The organism is Streptomyces sp. NPDC090045, assembly GCF_044747975.1.
Taxonomy (GTDB): domain Bacteria; phylum Actinomycetota; class Actinomycetes; order Streptomycetales; family Streptomycetaceae; genus Streptomyces.
This window is the reverse complement of record NZ_JBIVFA010000002.1, coordinates 556,008-570,665: the sequence shown is the minus strand read 5'-3', so window position 1 is coordinate 570,665 and position 14,658 is coordinate 556,008. Positions and strand designations below refer to the sequence as shown.

The following is a 14,658-nucleotide window of genomic DNA, read 5'->3' as shown; positions in this document are numbered from 1 at the left end:
CCCGAACGCCCTCGCTCAAACCTGGTGGCCGGATCGGTTCGGCCCGCACGGCGGGTCCTTGACCGGGACATGCCATGAGAGCACGCTGTGCGCGTCCGCACGGCTACCCCCACACTCCCACCCAGGAGAACGCATGCGGCTCCATACCCGCCGGAGGGCCGCCGTCACGGCGGCCCTGCTGGCGCTCGCTCTGGGCGCACCCGCCTACGGCCTGAGCGCCACGGCATCGCCACCGCCCACCCCGTCCACCGCCACCCAGGACGAGGCCATCGTCCAGTACCGGATCCACGGCCCCTCCACCCCCGCCGACCGCACCGCCCTGCTCCGTACGGGCGTCTCGATCGACGAGGTGGACGACCACACGGTCGTGGTCAGCGCGGACACCATGCAGGCCAAGAACCTGCGCGCGCTCGGCTACCGGCTCACCGCGCTGCCCGGACCGCCGGACCGCTCCCTGCCCGGCATCGCGGCCAGCCCGATGGACTTCCCCTCCGCTGACTCGAAGTACCACAACTACGCCGAGATGAACGCGGAGATCGACCAGCGCATCGCCCAGTACCCCGCCATCATGAGCAAGCGGGTGATCGGGAAGTCGTACCAGGGCCGCGACCTCATCGCCATCAAGATCAGCGACAACGTCGCGACCGACGAGGCCGAACCCGAGGTGCTCTTCACCCACCACCAGCACGCCCGCGAGCACCTGACCGTCGAGATGGCGCTCTACCTGCTCAAGGAGTTCGGCTCCAAGTACGGCACCGACTCCCGGGTCACCAACGCCGTCAACGGCCGCGAGATCTGGATCGTCCCGGACCTCAACCCGGACGGCGGCGAGTACGACATCGCCACCGGCTCCTACCGCTCCTGGCGCAAGAACCGCCAGCCCAACAGCGGATCCTCGTACGTCGGCACGGACGAGAACCGGAACTGGAACTACAAGTGGGGCTGCTGCGGCGGCTCCAGCAGCAGCAAGAGCTCCGAGACCTACCGGGGCGCGGCCGCCGAGTCGACGCCCGAGGTGAAGGCCGTCTCGGACTTCGTCCGCAGCCGCGTCATCGGCGGCAAGCAGCAGATCAAGGCCGCGATCGACTTCCACACGTACAGCGAGCTCGTCCTGTGGCCCTTCGGCTACACCTACAACGACACCGCGCCCGGACTGACCGCCGACGACCTCGCCGTCTACAAGAAGATCGGCACGGGCATGGCGACGAGCAACGGCTACACGCCGGAGCAGTCGAGCGACCTCTACATCACCGACGGCACGATCGACGACTGGCTGTGGGGCAACCAGAAGATCTTCGCCTACACCTTCGAGATGTATCCGGAGAGCGGCGGCGGCGGGTTCTACCCGCCGGACGAGGTGATCGACCGCGAGACCGCGCGGAACAAGGACGCGGTGCTCCAGTTGCTGGAGAACGCGGACTGCATGTACCGCTCGATCGGCAAGGAAGCGCAGTACTGCTCGTAGGAGGACCGTGAACGGGGCGCCCCGCCGCCAGGGGGGCGCCCCACCCGCACGTCCGGGCCGGCCGGCTGCCAGTCGCCGGTCGCAGGCCGCAGGCCGCCGCTCAGCCGAGGACGGCGAGGGCGTCGATCTCGACGAGCAGCCCGGCCGGCAGGCCCACGTACACGGTGGTGCGGCCGGCGGGGGCCTCCTTCAGGCCCTGCTCCTCGAAGTAGGTGTTGTAGATCCCGTTCATCTCGGCGAAGTGCGCGGTGTCCGTGAGGTAGACGCGGATCATCATCACGTCGTCCCAGCTGGCGCCGCCCGCCTCCAGCACGGAGCGGACGTTCTCCAGCGTCTGCAGGGTCTGCTCGCGCAGCGTCGGCCCCGCGGGGGTGGGCGGCTGTCCGTCGACGTGCGGGAGGTATCCGACCTGGCCGGCGACCTGGAGGATGTTCCCCTTGCGCACGCCGTGCGAGAACCTCGCGGGCGGAACGGTGTGGGTGTCGGGGGTGATCGCGGTCTTCTCGGTCACGGTCTCTCCTGTGTTCCTGAATAGTCCTGGCTGATGGCATCGGCGGTCCGCAGTACCTGCGGCAGAAGTTCGAGGAGCCCCTCCGCGGGGACGACCACACCGGGCGCGGAGACGGACAGCGCGGCGACGACCCGCCCGTCCGGCCCGCGCACGGGCGCGCCGAGGCAGTTGACGGACTCCTCGTGCCCGCCGAGGTCGGTGGCCCAGCCCTGCGCGCGCACGAGGTCCAGCTCGCGGAGGAAGGCGGCGGCGTCCGGGGTGGAGCGGGGGGTGTAACGGGGGTACTCGATCCGCTCGGCGAGGGCGCGGCGCTCGGCCTCGGGGAGGTCGGCGAGGAGCAGCTTGGCGACGGCGGCGACGGTGAGGGGCACGGGCCTGCCGATGCGGGAGTACATGCGGACGGGGTAGCGGCTGTCAACCTTGTCGACGTACACGACCTCGTCGTCCTGGTGCAGGGCGAGGTGAACGGTGTGCCCGGTGGCCCGGTTGAGCTCGACGAGGTGGGGGTGGGCGATCTCCCTGACGTCGAGGTTCTCCATGGCCTCGGCGGCGAGCGCGAAGAGCTTCGATCCCAGTCGGTAGCGGCCGTCGGGCTGGCGGTAGACGAAGCCGTGCTCGTCCAGTGTGCGCAGGAGGCGGAGGGCGGTGCTCTTGTGCACGCCGAGCTCGTCGGCGACTGCCCCCAGGGAGGCCGGGCCGTTCGCGAGCAGCGGCAGCACCGCGAGTGCCCGTGCCACGGACTGGCTCATTGCTCGTCCCCTTCCCTACCCGTCCAGACCAACCCGGCTCCGCCGGGCACCGGGCTCCGCCCGGACCCGCGCCTCAAACGCCGGCGGGGCTGGATGTGCGGCGGCGCGCGTTGACCCGTCGTCACCCGGGATGTTAGACAGCATGCAGCGGCATACGCAACGACCGTTGCATACCACGCAACCCCGGGAGGCACCCGCATGGCCAGCGACAGCGACCCCGTCCAGGACCTCGCCGACGAGCCGGTCGACCACCGGTTCAAGGGGCTCCCGCCGGACGCCCAGACGCAGGGCCTCACCGTCGGGCAGCTCGCCGCCCAGCGCCGGGACCTCCACACCGGCGGTTTCACCACGCCCGTCCTGACGCTCGACGCCGACGCGCTGGAGCACAACCTCGCGGCGCTCGGCGCCTACGCCGCCCGCCACGACCTCGCCTTCGCCCCGCACGGCAAGACCTGCATGTCCCCGCAGCTGTTCCGCCGCCAGCTGGACCACGGCGCGTGGGGCATCACCGCGGCCGTCCCCCACCAGGCCCGCGTCTACCGCGCCTTCGGCATCCAGCGGATCTTCCTCGCCAACGAGCTCGTCGATCCGGCCGCCCTGCGCTGGGTCGCCGGCGAGCTCGCCGCCGACCCCGACTTCCGCTTCGTCTGCTACGTCGACTCCGTGCGCGGGGTCCACCTCATGGACCGCGCCCTGCGCGACGCGCCCGCCGTCGTCGACGTCGTCGTCGAACTCGGCGCCGGCGAGGGTGCCCGTACGGGGGCCCGTACCGAGGAGGACTGCCGCGTGGTCGCCGACGCGGTCGCCGCCACCGCCACCCTGCGCCTGGTCGGCATGGGCGGCTACGAGGCCGAGGTGCCCGACGCCGACCCGGAGCGGGTCCACGCCTATCTGCGCCGGCTCACCGCCCTGGCCGTCGAGTTCGACAAGGCGGGCCGGTTCGCCCCCGACCTGGAGGAGATCGTCGTCAGCGCCGGCGGCTCCGCCTGGTTCGACGCCGTGGCCGACGTGTTCGCCGAGCTCCCGGAGCTGTCCCGCCCCACGCTCAAGCTGCTCCGTTCCGGTGCGTACGTCTCCCACGACCACGGCTGGTACACCCGCCTCACCCCCTTCAACCGCCACCCCGAAGAGGGCGGCCTGCGCCCGGCGTTCCGGCTGTGGACCCAGGTCGTCTCCCGGCCCTCCCCCACCCAGGCCTTCGTCAACGCGGGCAAGCGCGACATCGCCTACGACCTGGGGCTGCCCGAGGCCGAGCTGGTCCGCGACGCCCTCACCGGCGTCGAACGCCCGGCCACCGGCGTCCGCGTGGTCAAACTGTCCGACCAGCACGCCTGGCTGGAGACCGACTCGGCCGACGACATCCAGGTCGGCGACCTGGTGGCACTCGGCATGTCGCACCCCTGCACGATCTTCGAGAAGTGGCCGCTGATCCCGGTCGTGGAGGCCGACGGCACCGTCACCGACTACGTCCGCACCTTCTTCTAGGGGCGGACCGGTGGACCTGGTCATCCGGGGGGCCCGCGTCGTCGACGGCACGGGCGGGCCCTCGTACACCGCGGACGTCGGCGTCCACGAGGGCCGGATCGCCGAGATCGGCTCGCTCCCCGGGGGCCGCAGGACCCTCGACGCGCACGGCCTCGCCCTCGCGCCCGGCTTCGTCGACATGCACGCCCACAGCGACCTCGCCCTGCTCCGCGACCCGGACCACAGCGCGAAGGCCGCCCAGGGGGTGACCCTCGAAGTCCTCGGCCAGGACGGCCTGTCGTACGCGCCCGCCGACGAGCGCACGCTCGGCGAGGTGCGGGCCGCCATAGCCGGCTGGAACGGGCCCGGCGACGACGTGGACTTCGACTGGCGCACGGTCGGCGGCTACCTCGACCGCCTGGACCGCGCGCACGGCGGACAGGGCATCGCCGTCAACGCCGCCTACCTCGTCCCGCAGGGCACCGTCCGCGCCCACGCCCTCGGCTGGGACGACCGCCCCGCGACCGCGGCCGAGCTGGACCGGATGCGCTCGCTCGTCTCCGACGGGCTGGCGCAGGGCGCCGTCGGCATGTCCTCCGGCCTCACCTACACGCCCGGCATGTACGCCTCCGGCGCCGAACTGACCGAGCTGTGCCGGGTGGTGGCGCGGTACGGCGGCTACTACTGCCCGCACCACCGCTCGTACGGCCACGGCGCACTGGCCGCCTACGCCGAGATGGTCGCGCTGACCCGGGAGGCCGGCTGCGCCCTGCACCTGGCCCACGCCACCATGAACTTCGGCGAGAACGAGGGCCGCGCCCCCGAGCTGCTGGCCCTGCTCGACGCGGCCCTGGACGCGGGCGCCGACATCACCCTCGACAGCTACCCGTACACCCCCGGCTGCACCACCCTCGTGGCGCTCCTGCCCAGTTGGGCGAACGAGGGCGGACCGGAGGCGGTCCTGGCCCACCTGCGCGACGACGCCGAGGCCGGGCGGATCCGCCACGCGCTGGAGGTGGAGGGCGCGGACGGCTGCCACGGGGTGCCCGTCGACTGGTCCACGGTCGAGATCTCGGGCGTCGCCGATCCCGCCCTCGGCGCGTACGTCGGCACGCGCCTGGACGGCTGGGAGACCGCCCGCCGGCTGCTGCTGGACGACCGCCTCGCGCCGACCGTCCTCCAGCACGTCGGCCACGAGGAGAACGTGCGGGCGATCATGCGCCACCGCGTCCACACCGGCGGCTCCGACGGCATCCTCCAGGGCGCGAAACCGCACCCGCGCGCCTACGGCACCTTCCCGCACTACCTCGGCCACTACGTCCGCGAACTCGGCCTGCTCTCCCTGGAAGAGTGCGTGGCGCACCTGGCCGGCCGCCCCGCGGCGCGCCTGCGCCTGCCCGACCGGGGCCTGGTCCGCGTGGGGTACCGCGCCGACCTCGTCCTTTTTGACCCCGGCACGGTCGCGGCCGGGTCCACGTACGAGCAGCCGCGGGTGCTGCCGGCCGGCATCCCGCACGTCCTGATCGACGGGCGGTTCGTCCTGCGCGACGGGCGCCGGACGGACGTGCTGGCCGGGCGTTCCGTGCGCCGCACCGCACGCGATCTTCGGTAAATCCGGCACCTACGATGGGCGGCATGGTCGCCTTCGCCCTCGCCGCCCTGCTCTTCCTCGCGTTCTGCATAAGCGTCCGGCAGGACCGGCGCCGCTTCAGCAACGCCGTGCTGCTGGGGCTGACCTTCCTCAGCGCCTGCTCCGCCCTGTTCCTCCAGGTGGGCAAGCTGCCCACCTGGGCGGCCGTCACGGTCGTCGTGCTCGCCTTCGCCTCACCCGCGTTCGGCACCCTGGCGCTGGGCGTCTTCCTCGTCCGCAACGGCGTGACCATGGTCCGCAAGGAGGGCCTGCGGCCGGCCAACCTGCTGTCGATGCTCGCGGGCCTCGCGATCTTCGCGCTGATCGCGCTACTGGTCCTCGTCGGCGTGGTCGGCTCCCCCGTCCTCGGCGGCATCGCCGGAACGCTCACCGTGGTGGCCGGCTACGTCTCCTTCGTCTTCTTCTGCTTCCTCGGCTACGCCTTCCTCTACGGGCGGATCAAGGTGCGCGGCGACGTCGACCACGTGGTCATGCTGGGCTCGGGCCTGATCGGCGGGGACCGCGTGCCGCCGCTGCTGGCCTCGCGCCTGCGCAAGGGACAGCAGATCTACGAGGGCCAGCTGGCCCGGTCCGGCCGGCCGCCGGTGCTGCTCGTGTCGGGCGGCAAGGGCTCGGACGAGAAGGTCGCGGAGGCCCGGGCGATGGCGGACTGGCTGATCGCGGAGGGCGTGCCGGCGGAGCACATCGTGCTGGAGGACCGGTCCACCACGACCGAGGAGAACATGCGCTTCAGCCGGGAGATCATGGAGGCGCACGATCCTGCCTACCGGTGCGTGGTGGTCACCAACAACTTCCACGCCTTCCGGGCGGCGATGCTGGCCCGCAAGACCGGCGTCAACGGGCAGGTGCTGGGCTCCCCCACCGCGAAGTACTACTGGCCGAGCGCCACGATCCGGGAGTTCGTCGCGGTCTTCTGGGAGCACCGCACGGTGAACCTGGGAATCTGCGGCCTGCTGACCGTGCTCGGCGCGCTCGGCACGCTCGCGGCGGTCCTCGTCTGACCCCGTCCGCCCGGCCCGGGCACGCGGAGGTGCCGTGACTCCCCCCTTGGCAGCCACGGCACCGGCACTCTCCCGTTTCGCTACAGACGCTGCCAGAGCGCCGGGACGTTCGGCGGCTCCCAGCCCGTCTGCGCCTGGTGCCCCTGGATGCAGCGGTAGCTCGCGCCGCCGTGGGTGACGGTGGCGCCGGCCGCGTAGACGGTGCCCGCCTTCCAGGTGCCGCCCGGCTCGGGCTCACCGGGGCCGGGACCCGGGTCGCCGCCGGTGACCTTGAGGGTCAGTCCGTACGCGGACAGGATCGGGTTCAGCGGCTGGAAGAAGGTGGTCCCGCCGCTGGAGCAGTTGCCGGAACCGCCCGAGGTCACGCCCTGGGCCTGGCTCCCGGAGATGTAGGAGCCGCCGGAGTCGCCCGGCTCGGCGCAGACCGTCGTACGGGTCACCCCGGAGATGGTGCCCTCGGGGTAGGTGACGCTGGTGTTGTGCTGCTGGATCGTGCCGCAGTGCCATCCGGTGGTCGAGCCGGAACGGCACACCGAGGCCCCGACGGGCTGCAGCACCGAGCCTGTGACCTGCACGTTCGCGCCCCCGCTGCCCTTCACGTAGGGCGTCGAGGTCCACTGGGCGTTGGCGGCCACCCAGGCCATGTCGTTGCCGGGGAAGACCGAGGCCTGGAAGGAACCCTGCGCGACCTGGTTGAAGCCGCTGGTGGTGGTGCCGGCGCGCCCGCAGTGCCCGGCGGTGGCGAAGCCGTTGGTGGTCCCCCTGGTGACCGGGAAGCCCACGGAGCAGCGGCCGCTGCCGTTCATGTAGTAGGCGTCCCCACCGCGCAGGTCGTAGAGGGGCCGCGGGGCCTCGGCGGTACGGACCACCGTGACCAGGGCCGAGTCGGTCCCGGTGGCGGCCAGCAGCCGCGCGGCCGCTCCCGGCTCGGCCTCCTCGACGACGAGGGTGTTGGAGCGCGGGTCGACGTACCGCACGGGGGTCCCGGCGGTGGCCGCCCCGTCCAGGGCGGCCTTGGCGGAGTCCAGGTCGGCCAGGGTGCGGGTGACGAGCTTCGCCCTGGCCCCGGTGGCCCGTATCGCGGCGGTGTCGGCGGCGCGGGTGGTGGCGACGGTGAGGGTGGCGGCGTCGGCCCCGTCCACCCAGGCCCCGGCGAAGGCGGCGCCGAGCCGCATCCGCAGCCGGGCGGCGGTGGCCCCCGCCTCGGCCTCGTGCGCGAGCCGCGCCTTGGCCTGTGTGGGGGTCAGGCCGAGGTCGCGCTGCATGGCGGCGAGCAGCTCGGGCGGGGCGTCGGCGGTGCGCAGGGTGGTCGCCGCCGAGGGGGCGGCGGGGGCGGAGTCGGCGGTGGCGCCGCTCGTCCCGGCCAGCAGCAGCCCGGCGGCGGCCAGGGCGGTACACGCCGCGCGGGCGTGTCGCTTGAGCATGGGGGATCTCCTCGGTTTCCGGTGGCGTCTGCGGAAACCGTAGAAATCCGAACAGGCCTGCGGGAGCTGCCGGTTGGCCCCTCCCCCGGTGTTATGGCCGCGGCGCCGCGGCGGCCGAAGTGCGTTCATGGGCCGGTGGCCGGACCATGGGGCCAGGGGAAACCGTAGGAGGTACGCGATGGTCAGTGAACCCGACGAGCAGCCCACACGGTCGGACCGGCTCTTCACGGGCGGGGAACGGCCGTACGACCCCGAGGACCTCGTGATGGTGACCGGCCACGACCCGACTCCGGAGCGGGTCGCGAAGGCACGCGAACTGATCGAGAAGGAGGGCCCCCAGGTCATCGAGCGCTACCTGCCGTAACGCAGACCGCCCCAAGGCTGCCCACCGCCCCCGGTTAATCCCGGGGGCGCCCCAACGCTCCAGCCCGCCAAACCCAGCCCAGCCGCACCACCCAGCCCCGCCGCACCATCCAGCCCCGCCGCACCAATCCAGCCCCGCCGGCGTTTGAGGCGCGGGGTTCTGGGGCGGAGCCCCGGGAGACGGCGCCGCAGCCGGCAGCGGCCTAGGCGGCAGACCACGGCACAGCCGGCCGCAGCCCCCCGGCCCGGGCCAATGCTTCGGCATGTGCCCCCCGAGCCTGCTCCAGCACATCCGCGGCCCGGGCGGCAGCCCGCCCGGCGGGATGCCAGCCCAGCAGGTGCCGCCACACCAGCGGCGTCCCGGCCAGCGGCCGCGTGACCACCCCCGGGGTCGCCGGGAAGGTCGCCCGGCACAGCCCGACCGCCCGCCCGACCTGCACCAGGTGCACGCACGACGCGGTGTCGGTCTCGTAGACGCAGGCGGGCGTGAACCCGGCCCGCACACAGGCGGCGGCGAAGCAGTCCCCGAAGCAGCCGTCGCCCGGTACGTCCGCCCACGCCTCCGCGGCCAACTCGGCCAGCTCGATCTCCCCGCGCGGGGCGAGGGCCAGCGGATGGTCCTCGGCCAGCATCACGTCCACCGGGTCCCGCGCCACCTCCATCCAGGCGAGGCGCCCCGGCTCGGGCGGGGCGCTCTCCCCGCAGACCCCGACCAGCGCGAAGTCCAGGCGCCCGTCGGCGACGCTCCCGGCGACCTCGCGCTCGGACCAGGAGGTGTACGTGGACACCGGCACCCCGGGTGCCTCGCGGGCGAGCCGGTCCACGAGCCCGCCGAGCAGCGGCCCGTGCGTCCCGCCGAGCCGGTGTCCGTGCGCCGCCCCCTGCCGGGCGAACCGCTGGGCTTCCTCCTGGAGCTCGCACACCGCGGGCAGCAGCACCCGCGCCCGCTCCAGTACGAGCTCCCCGAGCGCGGTGGCCCGAACGCCCTCGCGCCCGCGCACGAACAGCGTCCCGCCCAGGGCCCGCTCGATCCGCTTCAGCTGCGTGCTGAGCGCGGGCTGCGCGAGGCCGAGGACGGTGGCGGCCCGGGTCAGACTCCCGGCGTCGGCGACGGCCCTGACGATCTTGAGGTGCCTCAGCTCCAGATCCATGCGACGAGCTTGGTCCAGACCTGCAGGGGTGCGCTACGGGTCGTGCGCATCCAGAATCGTTAATGCTCGTTAGCCGCCAGGGGGCCGCAACCCTAAGGACAGGTAAATGCACGCACTCGATGTCGACTGGGACCACCCCACGGACCCGCGACCCGGACCACGGCTCGACCACGTCCGCGCCTACGTGAGCACCGCGGGCGCCGACGGGCACCTGTGGCACGGCGTTCCCACCCTGCTGCTCACCACGGTGGACCGCGCCAGCGGCCGCACCGTCCGCACCCCGCTGATCTACGGCGAGGACGCGGGCCGGTTCATCGTCCTGGCCGCCGGCCACGGGGCCGCCGACCACCCGCACTGGTACCGGAACCTCACGGCCCACCCGGAGGTCCGCCTACAGGTCGGGGCCGCCACCGTGAAGGCGACGGCGCGCACGGCCACGCCGGAGGAGCGGGAGATGTACTGGGACATGATGACGGCCCTCTGGCCCCCGTTCGAGGACGACCAGAGGGCCGCCCGGCCGCGCGAGATCCCGCTGGTGATCCTGGAGGGGTAGCGCGGTTGCGGAGCCGGATCCCGACGGCTCCTAGGCCGCGGCGTCGAACTTCACCGAGCGGACTTCGAGGTCGTCGCGTGCCGGGTTGCCGTTCGCCCGCAGCCGGTACTCGGAGCCCGTGCAGTTCGCCCCCTTGTAGACGATCACCGGGCTGTCGGTCCGGTTGTGCGGACCGTAGCCGGGCAGCTCCTCGTCGTCGCCGACGGCGTACAGGTTGATGCACTTGCCGCTGTGCGGGTCGTGCAGCACGATCTTCTGCTCGTGGCCGAGGCCGTCGACGTACTTGTACGAGAAGTCGCCGGTGGCGGCCAGCGCCGATCCGGGCAGCGACAGGGCCAGGGCGAACGCGGCCAGGGCGGCGGCCGCGGCGTTGCGGAGCTTCATGGAGAGGAATCCCTTCCGAGGGGCTGGGAGCGTGCGGGCACGACCCTAGGAGGACGGAACGGGAGGAATCGATCCTTCAAGATCGCTCGGCGTGGCGCGGTGTGGCTGCGCCGCTCGTGCGGTGTGGCTGCGCCGCTCGTGTGGTGTGGCTGCGCCGCTCGTGGGGGGGGCGTGCGCGCGCCGGGGCGTCTCCTCGGGCGCCGAACGTGTCGAGGGGTCGGCGGGCCGGGGCACCTTGCGTTCGACGCCCTGCGGGGATCACCCCGGCACACACCCGCCCCGGCACAGCCTGCGGAGGCGGGCTAGGTGGTCGGCGCGGCGACCGCGCTGTACGTGCGGCCGTCCGCGACGTAGTCGCCCAGGGGGGTCATGCCGAAGCCGTCGACGTGCACCTTCCAGGACGGCGCGTTGCCGGCTTCGATGAACGCCACCACCGCGTCGGCCCGCTCCGAAGCCGCCGCCACGGCCATGGTGAACAGGGCCCGGGCCACGCCGCGCCCGCGGTACTCGGCATCGACCACGACCGGCCCGTAGAGCAGCCACCGCGCCTCTGCGAGCGGGTGCCCGTCCCACTCCAGGGTGTCCTGGGCTCGGAGCAGCCCCGCGACCGGCGGCGGCGGATCGGCCAGGTCCGCGGCGACCGACAGGGCGAGCAGGCCGGCGACCCGGCCGCGGTCGTCCGCGACCAGCAGCTCCCCGGCCCGGGCCATCGCCCGCAGGACACCGGCGTCGAAGCCGCCCTGCACGAAGCCCTGCTCCGCCCGTTGCCGCTCGGTCAGGGCGTCACGGTGGTTGGCGGCGAAGAGCTCGGCCATGGCGGGCGCGTCGGCCTCGGTGGCGTACCGGTACTCCATCCCGCGATCGTGCCACGCACCCCCCACCCGGCCCCGTCGCCGACACCGGCCCCTAGGCCGGGTGGTGCAGGGTTCGGGCGCGGGCGAGGTCGGTCGTGGCGCCCGTACCCACGTCCAGGAAGCACGCGGCCTGCCATGCCTGTGTTCCGCGGGCCTGCCTGCTCTCCACCGTGACCCACGGCGGGTACACCCGGAAGGCGCGCTTCCCGCCGGTCCCGTTCACGGACAGGATGCCGCGCTCGCGGAGCACCTCGCGGGGGAAGACGAACTGCCCGAAGCCGTCCGCGTCCCTGGCACTGACCACGACGAGGTCGACCGGGTCCGCCATGTCGAACGGCCGGATCGGCCCGGCCTCGGACCGCTTCCACACCGTGACGAACTGCCCGGCCTTCGTCGGGGTCGTCCTGGCCGCGCGGAAGGTCACGCGCAGCCCGTCCAGCGTGAACTCGTACGCCCCGTACTCGGCGCTCTCCGGCTCGGCGACCGGCCGGGAGCACGTGAACCCGCACCGGTCGTAGACCAGCGCCTTCGCCGCGAGGAGATCCTCGTGCACCGCCCCCGCCCCCGGCCACGCCCCCGCGTCACCCGTGGTCATAGACGGTCACCTCCACGTCCCGCGCGCACAACGCGTCGGTGATCAGCGGCTCGATGCGCGACCAGGTGCCGCCCGCGAGCCCGCACCCGATGCGCGGCATGTGGACGCTGGCCCCCAGCTCGACGGCGTGGTCGGCCAGCGCGCCGAGGCAGCGCCGAACGGCGTCGTACCGGATCGGCGGCCCCGCGCTCCCGGTGCGCATCCCGTGCTGCCCGACCATGTTGGCCAGCCACACGTCGGGCTTCACCCGCACCACCTGCACGGCGCCGAGCCCGAAGTCGTTCCCGCTGCGCCCCCGGTGCCAGGCCCGGTACGCCGCCTCGGGCTCGGGCCACCGCTTCGAGACGGCCAGCACGAAGCCCTTCCCCCACCCGCCGAGGTCGTTGCAGACGTGGGCGATGACCTTGGGGCCCTTGGCCTGGGGACTCGTCGCGTCCCCGGCAATGATCCTGAGCGGCTTCATCCCCCGAACGCTACGCGGGACCACTGACAACGCGGGCCGGGCCATCCCGCCGCCCCGCCGGCCCTCACAGGTACTCGCGGGCGAATTCCACCGCCCACTCCACCGCTGCCACCGGGATCGCGGCCGACTCCGGGGCGATGGTGATCCGGGCGGACTCCCAGCCCTCGTCGTGCTCGCGGAAGATCGCGAAGTGTCCGTCCTGCGCGGCTCCTTCCGGTCCGACCAGGAACTCGATCGCCCGGTCGTCGCCGTCCGTGCCGACCGTGGTGATCGCCATGTCTCCGACTACGAACTCCACTGCTCGCGCCCCTCAATAGCCGCTGTTCAGGTACACCAGGAAGAGCAGGGCCCACAGGACCGCCCCTGCCGCCATGAGTGCGCCCGCGACGGCCACGATCACCGTGCCCACGCGTTCCGCGCCCCGGCGGTAATCCGCCGGCTTCCACTCGCCCTGGTTCATGCGCCCAGCCTCACGGCACCCGCGTCCCGCCGCATGAGTGCGCGTACTCATGCGGCGTACTCAGTCACCCTCGGTTCCCCGCCGTTTCCCGAGGTGACGAGCACAACATCCGCCACTTCGGCGCGGCCCGCACCCACCCATTCCGCAGGCCGGAACGCGGGCGCGGCCCCGGATTCCAAGGGGGGACCACGCCACCACCCACCGATTGCCTGAAATGGGACATTTCACCCTTCGGGTCTCTCCCCGAAAAGGCGCGTCACGCCTGCTCCCGGGCCCGTAAGCTCCCGTCATGCAGGTGATCCAGTCAACCAAACTCGCCAATGTCTGCTACGAGATCCGCGGGCCCGTGCTCGAAGAGGCCATGCGGCTCGAAGCGGCAGGTCATCGCATCCTCAAGCTCAACACCGGCAACCCCGCGGCCTTCGGCTTCGACTGCCCGCCGGAGATCCTTGAGGACATGCTCCGCAACCTGGGCAACGCCCACGGTTACGGCGACGCGAAGGGGCTGCTCTCCGCGCGCCGCGCAGTCATGCAGCACTACCAGACCAAGGGCATCGAGCTGGACGTCGAGGACATCTACCTCGGCAACGGCGTCTCCGAGCTGATCCAGATGTCGATGCAGGCCCTGCTCGACGACGGCGACGAGGTGCTGGTCCCCGCGCCGGACTACCCGCTGTGGACCGCGTCCGTCTCCCTCGCCGGCGGCACGGCCGTGCACTACCGCTGCGACGAGCAGGCCGACTGGATGCCGGACCTCGCCGACATCGAGCGCAAGGTCACCGACCGCACCAAGGCGATCGTGATCATCAACCCGAACAACCCGACCGGCGCGGTCTACGACGAGGAGATGCTGCGCGGGCTGACGGACATCGCCCGCCGCCACAACCTGGTCGTCTGCTCGGACGAGATCTACGACCGGATCCTCTACGACGGCGCCGTGCACCACAACACCGCCGCCATCGCCCCCGACCTGCTGACGCTGACCTTCAACGGGCTGTCGAAGAACTACCGCGTCGCCGGCTACCGGGCCGGCTGGATGGCGGTCTGCGGCCCCAAGAAGCACGCCACCTGCTACATCGAGGGCCTCACGATCCTCGCGAACATGCGCCTGTGCGCGAACATGCCCTCGCAGCACGCCGTGGCCACCGCGCTCGGCGGCCGGCAGTCGATCGAGGACCTGGTCCTGCCCGGCGGGCGGATCCTGGAGCAGCGCAACGTCGCGCACGACCTGCTCACCCAGATCCCGGGCGTCACCTGCGTGAAGCCGAAGGGCGCGCTGTACGCCTTCCCGCGGCTGGACCCGTCCGTCTACAAGATCAAGGACGACCGGCAGATGGTCCTCGACCTGCTGCGGGCCGAGAAGATCATGGTCGTGCACGGTACGGGCTTCAACTGGCCCGAGCCCGACCACTTCCGGATCGTGACCCTGCCGAACGCCACGGATCTGGCCGATGCCGTGACCCGGATCGGGAACTTCCTCGACGGCTACAGCCAGCCCTAGCGGCGGACACGACGACCAACAACAGGATCCAGCTCAACTTTAGAACCAATCCAATGTAGGATGGTCTCC

Annotated in this window: 17 protein-coding genes; 7 read left to right on the top strand and 10 right to left on the bottom strand. The window is 72.6% G+C overall.

What is annotated here, in order from left to right:
• Positions 1-133 precede the first annotated feature (133 nt).
• A complete protein-coding gene (locus ACIPYQ_RS07645; protein WP_401247171.1) occupies positions 134-1,465 on the top strand; it encodes a M14 family metallopeptidase in 1,332 nt (443 codons plus the stop codon).
• 100 nt (positions 1,466-1,565) lie between these two features.
• Here the strand turns inward: ACIPYQ_RS07645 and ACIPYQ_RS07640 are convergent, their stop codons facing one another.
• Complete coding sequence (locus ACIPYQ_RS07640) at positions 1,566-1,976, bottom strand: RidA family protein (RefSeq protein ID WP_401247168.1); 411 nt, start codon at positions 1,974-1,976, stop codon at positions 1,566-1,568.
• On the bottom strand, positions 1,973-2,725 hold the full coding sequence (locus ACIPYQ_RS07635; RefSeq protein WP_401247165.1) for an IclR family transcriptional regulator: 753 nt from the start codon (positions 2,723-2,725) through the stop codon (positions 1,973-1,975). The genes ACIPYQ_RS07640 and ACIPYQ_RS07635 overlap by 4 nt, the downstream gene beginning before the upstream one ends.
• A gap of 198 nt (positions 2,726-2,923) precedes the next feature.
• On the opposite strand from ACIPYQ_RS07635, the gene ACIPYQ_RS07630 reads away from it, so the two are divergent.
• From ACIPYQ_RS07630 to ACIPYQ_RS07620, 3 genes are read left to right on the top strand one after another with little or no spacing between them, the layout of a single operon-like run.
• Positions 2,924-4,210: an alanine racemase gene (locus ACIPYQ_RS07630; RefSeq protein WP_361767203.1), complete on the top strand. Its 1,287-nt coding sequence runs from the start codon at positions 2,924-2,926 to the stop codon at positions 4,208-4,210.
• 10 nt (positions 4,211-4,220) lie between these two features.
• Positions 4,221-5,801 (top strand): amidohydrolase family protein, encoded by a 1,581-nt coding sequence (locus tag ACIPYQ_RS07625; RefSeq protein ID WP_401247162.1) that lies wholly within the window; start codon positions 4,221-4,223, stop codon positions 5,799-5,801.
• A 23-nt stretch (positions 5,802-5,824) separates the two neighbouring features.
• Positions 5,825-6,841, top strand: coding sequence for a YdcF family protein (locus ACIPYQ_RS07620; RefSeq protein ID WP_362233229.1), 1,017 nt, complete (start codon positions 5,825-5,827; stop codon positions 6,839-6,841).
• A gap of 80 nt (positions 6,842-6,921) precedes the next feature.
• Here the strand turns inward: ACIPYQ_RS07620 and ACIPYQ_RS07615 are convergent, their stop codons facing one another.
• Positions 6,922-8,265, bottom strand: coding sequence for a carbohydrate-binding protein (locus ACIPYQ_RS07615; RefSeq protein WP_401247159.1), 1,344 nt, complete (start codon positions 8,263-8,265; stop codon positions 6,922-6,924).
• Positions 8,266-8,443: 178 nt separating this feature from the next.
• Between ACIPYQ_RS07615 and ACIPYQ_RS07610 the strand changes: the two genes are divergently transcribed.
• Positions 8,444-8,629, top strand: coding sequence for a hypothetical protein (locus tag ACIPYQ_RS07610; RefSeq protein ID WP_319731346.1), 186 nt, complete (start codon positions 8,444-8,446; stop codon positions 8,627-8,629).
• Positions 8,630-8,831: 202 nt separating this feature from the next.
• On the opposite strand, the gene ACIPYQ_RS07605 is transcribed toward ACIPYQ_RS07610, so the two are convergent.
• Positions 8,832-9,779 (bottom strand): LysR family transcriptional regulator, encoded by a 948-nt coding sequence (locus ACIPYQ_RS07605; protein ID WP_401247155.1) that lies wholly within the window; start codon positions 9,777-9,779, stop codon positions 8,832-8,834.
• A gap of 106 nt (positions 9,780-9,885) precedes the next feature.
• Between ACIPYQ_RS07605 and ACIPYQ_RS07600 the strand changes: the two genes are divergently transcribed.
• Complete coding sequence (locus ACIPYQ_RS07600; protein ID WP_401247152.1) at positions 9,886-10,332, top strand: nitroreductase/quinone reductase family protein; 447 nt, start codon at positions 9,886-9,888, stop codon at positions 10,330-10,332.
• A gap of 30 nt (positions 10,333-10,362) precedes the next feature.
• Here ACIPYQ_RS07600 and ACIPYQ_RS07595 read toward each other — a convergent pair whose 3' ends face one another.
• The 6 genes from ACIPYQ_RS07595 to ACIPYQ_RS07570 all read right to left on the bottom strand — a co-directional run bounded on the left by ACIPYQ_RS07595 (position 10,363) and on the right by ACIPYQ_RS07570 (position 13,088).
• On the bottom strand, positions 10,363-10,716 hold the full coding sequence (locus tag ACIPYQ_RS07595; RefSeq protein WP_401247150.1) for a hypothetical protein: 354 nt from the start codon (positions 10,714-10,716) through the stop codon (positions 10,363-10,365).
• A gap of 302 nt (positions 10,717-11,018) precedes the next feature.
• Entirely contained in the window at positions 11,019-11,570 is a 552-nt protein-coding gene (locus ACIPYQ_RS07590; protein WP_401247148.1) for a GNAT family N-acetyltransferase, read from the bottom strand.
• Positions 11,571-11,622: 52 nt separating this feature from the next.
• Entirely contained in the window at positions 11,623-12,165 is a 543-nt protein-coding gene (locus ACIPYQ_RS07585; RefSeq protein WP_401247145.1) for a MepB family protein, read from the bottom strand.
• Positions 12,152-12,628, bottom strand: a complete 477-nt coding sequence (locus ACIPYQ_RS07580) for a macro domain-containing protein (protein WP_401247142.1) — start codon at positions 12,626-12,628, stop codon at positions 12,152-12,154. The genes ACIPYQ_RS07585 and ACIPYQ_RS07580 overlap by 14 nt, the downstream gene beginning before the upstream one ends.
• Positions 12,629-12,692: 64 nt before the next feature.
• Entirely contained in the window at positions 12,693-12,926 is a 234-nt protein-coding gene (locus ACIPYQ_RS07575; protein ID WP_361764628.1) for a hypothetical protein, read from the bottom strand.
• Positions 12,927-12,938: 12 nt separating this feature from the next.
• Entirely contained in the window at positions 12,939-13,088 is a 150-nt protein-coding gene (locus tag ACIPYQ_RS07570) for a hypothetical protein (protein ID WP_401247139.1), read from the bottom strand.
• Positions 13,089-13,377: 289 nt separating this feature from the next.
• Between ACIPYQ_RS07570 and ACIPYQ_RS07565 the strand changes: the two genes are divergently transcribed.
• Positions 13,378-14,589 (top strand): pyridoxal phosphate-dependent aminotransferase, encoded by a 1,212-nt coding sequence (locus ACIPYQ_RS07565; protein WP_361764622.1) that lies wholly within the window; start codon positions 13,378-13,380, stop codon positions 14,587-14,589.
• The last annotated feature ends 69 nt before the right edge of the window (positions 14,590-14,658 follow it).

Coding starts and splice junctions, on each gene's coding strand:
- ACIPYQ_RS07645 (WP_401247171.1), top strand. CDS start 134: ATGCGGCTCCATACCCGCCGGAGGGCCGCCGTCACGGCGGCCCTGCTG.
- ACIPYQ_RS07635 (WP_401247165.1), bottom strand. CDS start 2,725: ATGAGCCAGTCCGTGGCACGGGCACTCGCGGTGCTGCCGCTGCTCGCG.
- ACIPYQ_RS07630 (WP_361767203.1), top strand. CDS start 2,924: ATGGCCAGCGACAGCGACCCCGTCCAGGACCTCGCCGACGAGCCGGTC.
- ACIPYQ_RS07620 (WP_362233229.1), top strand. CDS start 5,825: ATGGTCGCCTTCGCCCTCGCCGCCCTGCTCTTCCTCGCGTTCTGCATA.
- ACIPYQ_RS07615 (WP_401247159.1), bottom strand. CDS start 8,265: ATGCTCAAGCGACACGCCCGCGCGGCGTGTACCGCCCTGGCCGCCGCC.
- ACIPYQ_RS07610 (WP_319731346.1), top strand. CDS start 8,444: ATGGTCAGTGAACCCGACGAGCAGCCCACACGGTCGGACCGGCTCTTC.
- ACIPYQ_RS07605 (WP_401247155.1), bottom strand. CDS start 9,779: ATGGATCTGGAGCTGAGGCACCTCAAGATCGTCAGGGCCGTCGCCGAC.
- ACIPYQ_RS07600 (WP_401247152.1), top strand. CDS start 9,886: ATGCACGCACTCGATGTCGACTGGGACCACCCCACGGACCCGCGACCC.
- ACIPYQ_RS07595 (WP_401247150.1), bottom strand. CDS start 10,716: ATGAAGCTCCGCAACGCCGCGGCCGCCGCCCTGGCCGCGTTCGCCCTG.
- ACIPYQ_RS07590 (WP_401247148.1), bottom strand. CDS start 11,570: ATGGAGTACCGGTACGCCACCGAGGCCGACGCGCCCGCCATGGCCGAG.
- ACIPYQ_RS07585 (WP_401247145.1), bottom strand. CDS start 12,165: ATGACCACGGGTGACGCGGGGGCGTGGCCGGGGGCGGGGGCGGTGCAC.
- ACIPYQ_RS07580 (WP_401247142.1), bottom strand. CDS start 12,628: ATGAAGCCGCTCAGGATCATTGCCGGGGACGCGACGAGTCCCCAGGCC.
- ACIPYQ_RS07570 (WP_401247139.1), bottom strand. CDS start 13,088: ATGAACCAGGGCGAGTGGAAGCCGGCGGATTACCGCCGGGGCGCGGAA.
- ACIPYQ_RS07565 (WP_361764622.1), top strand. CDS start 13,378: ATGCAGGTGATCCAGTCAACCAAACTCGCCAATGTCTGCTACGAGATC.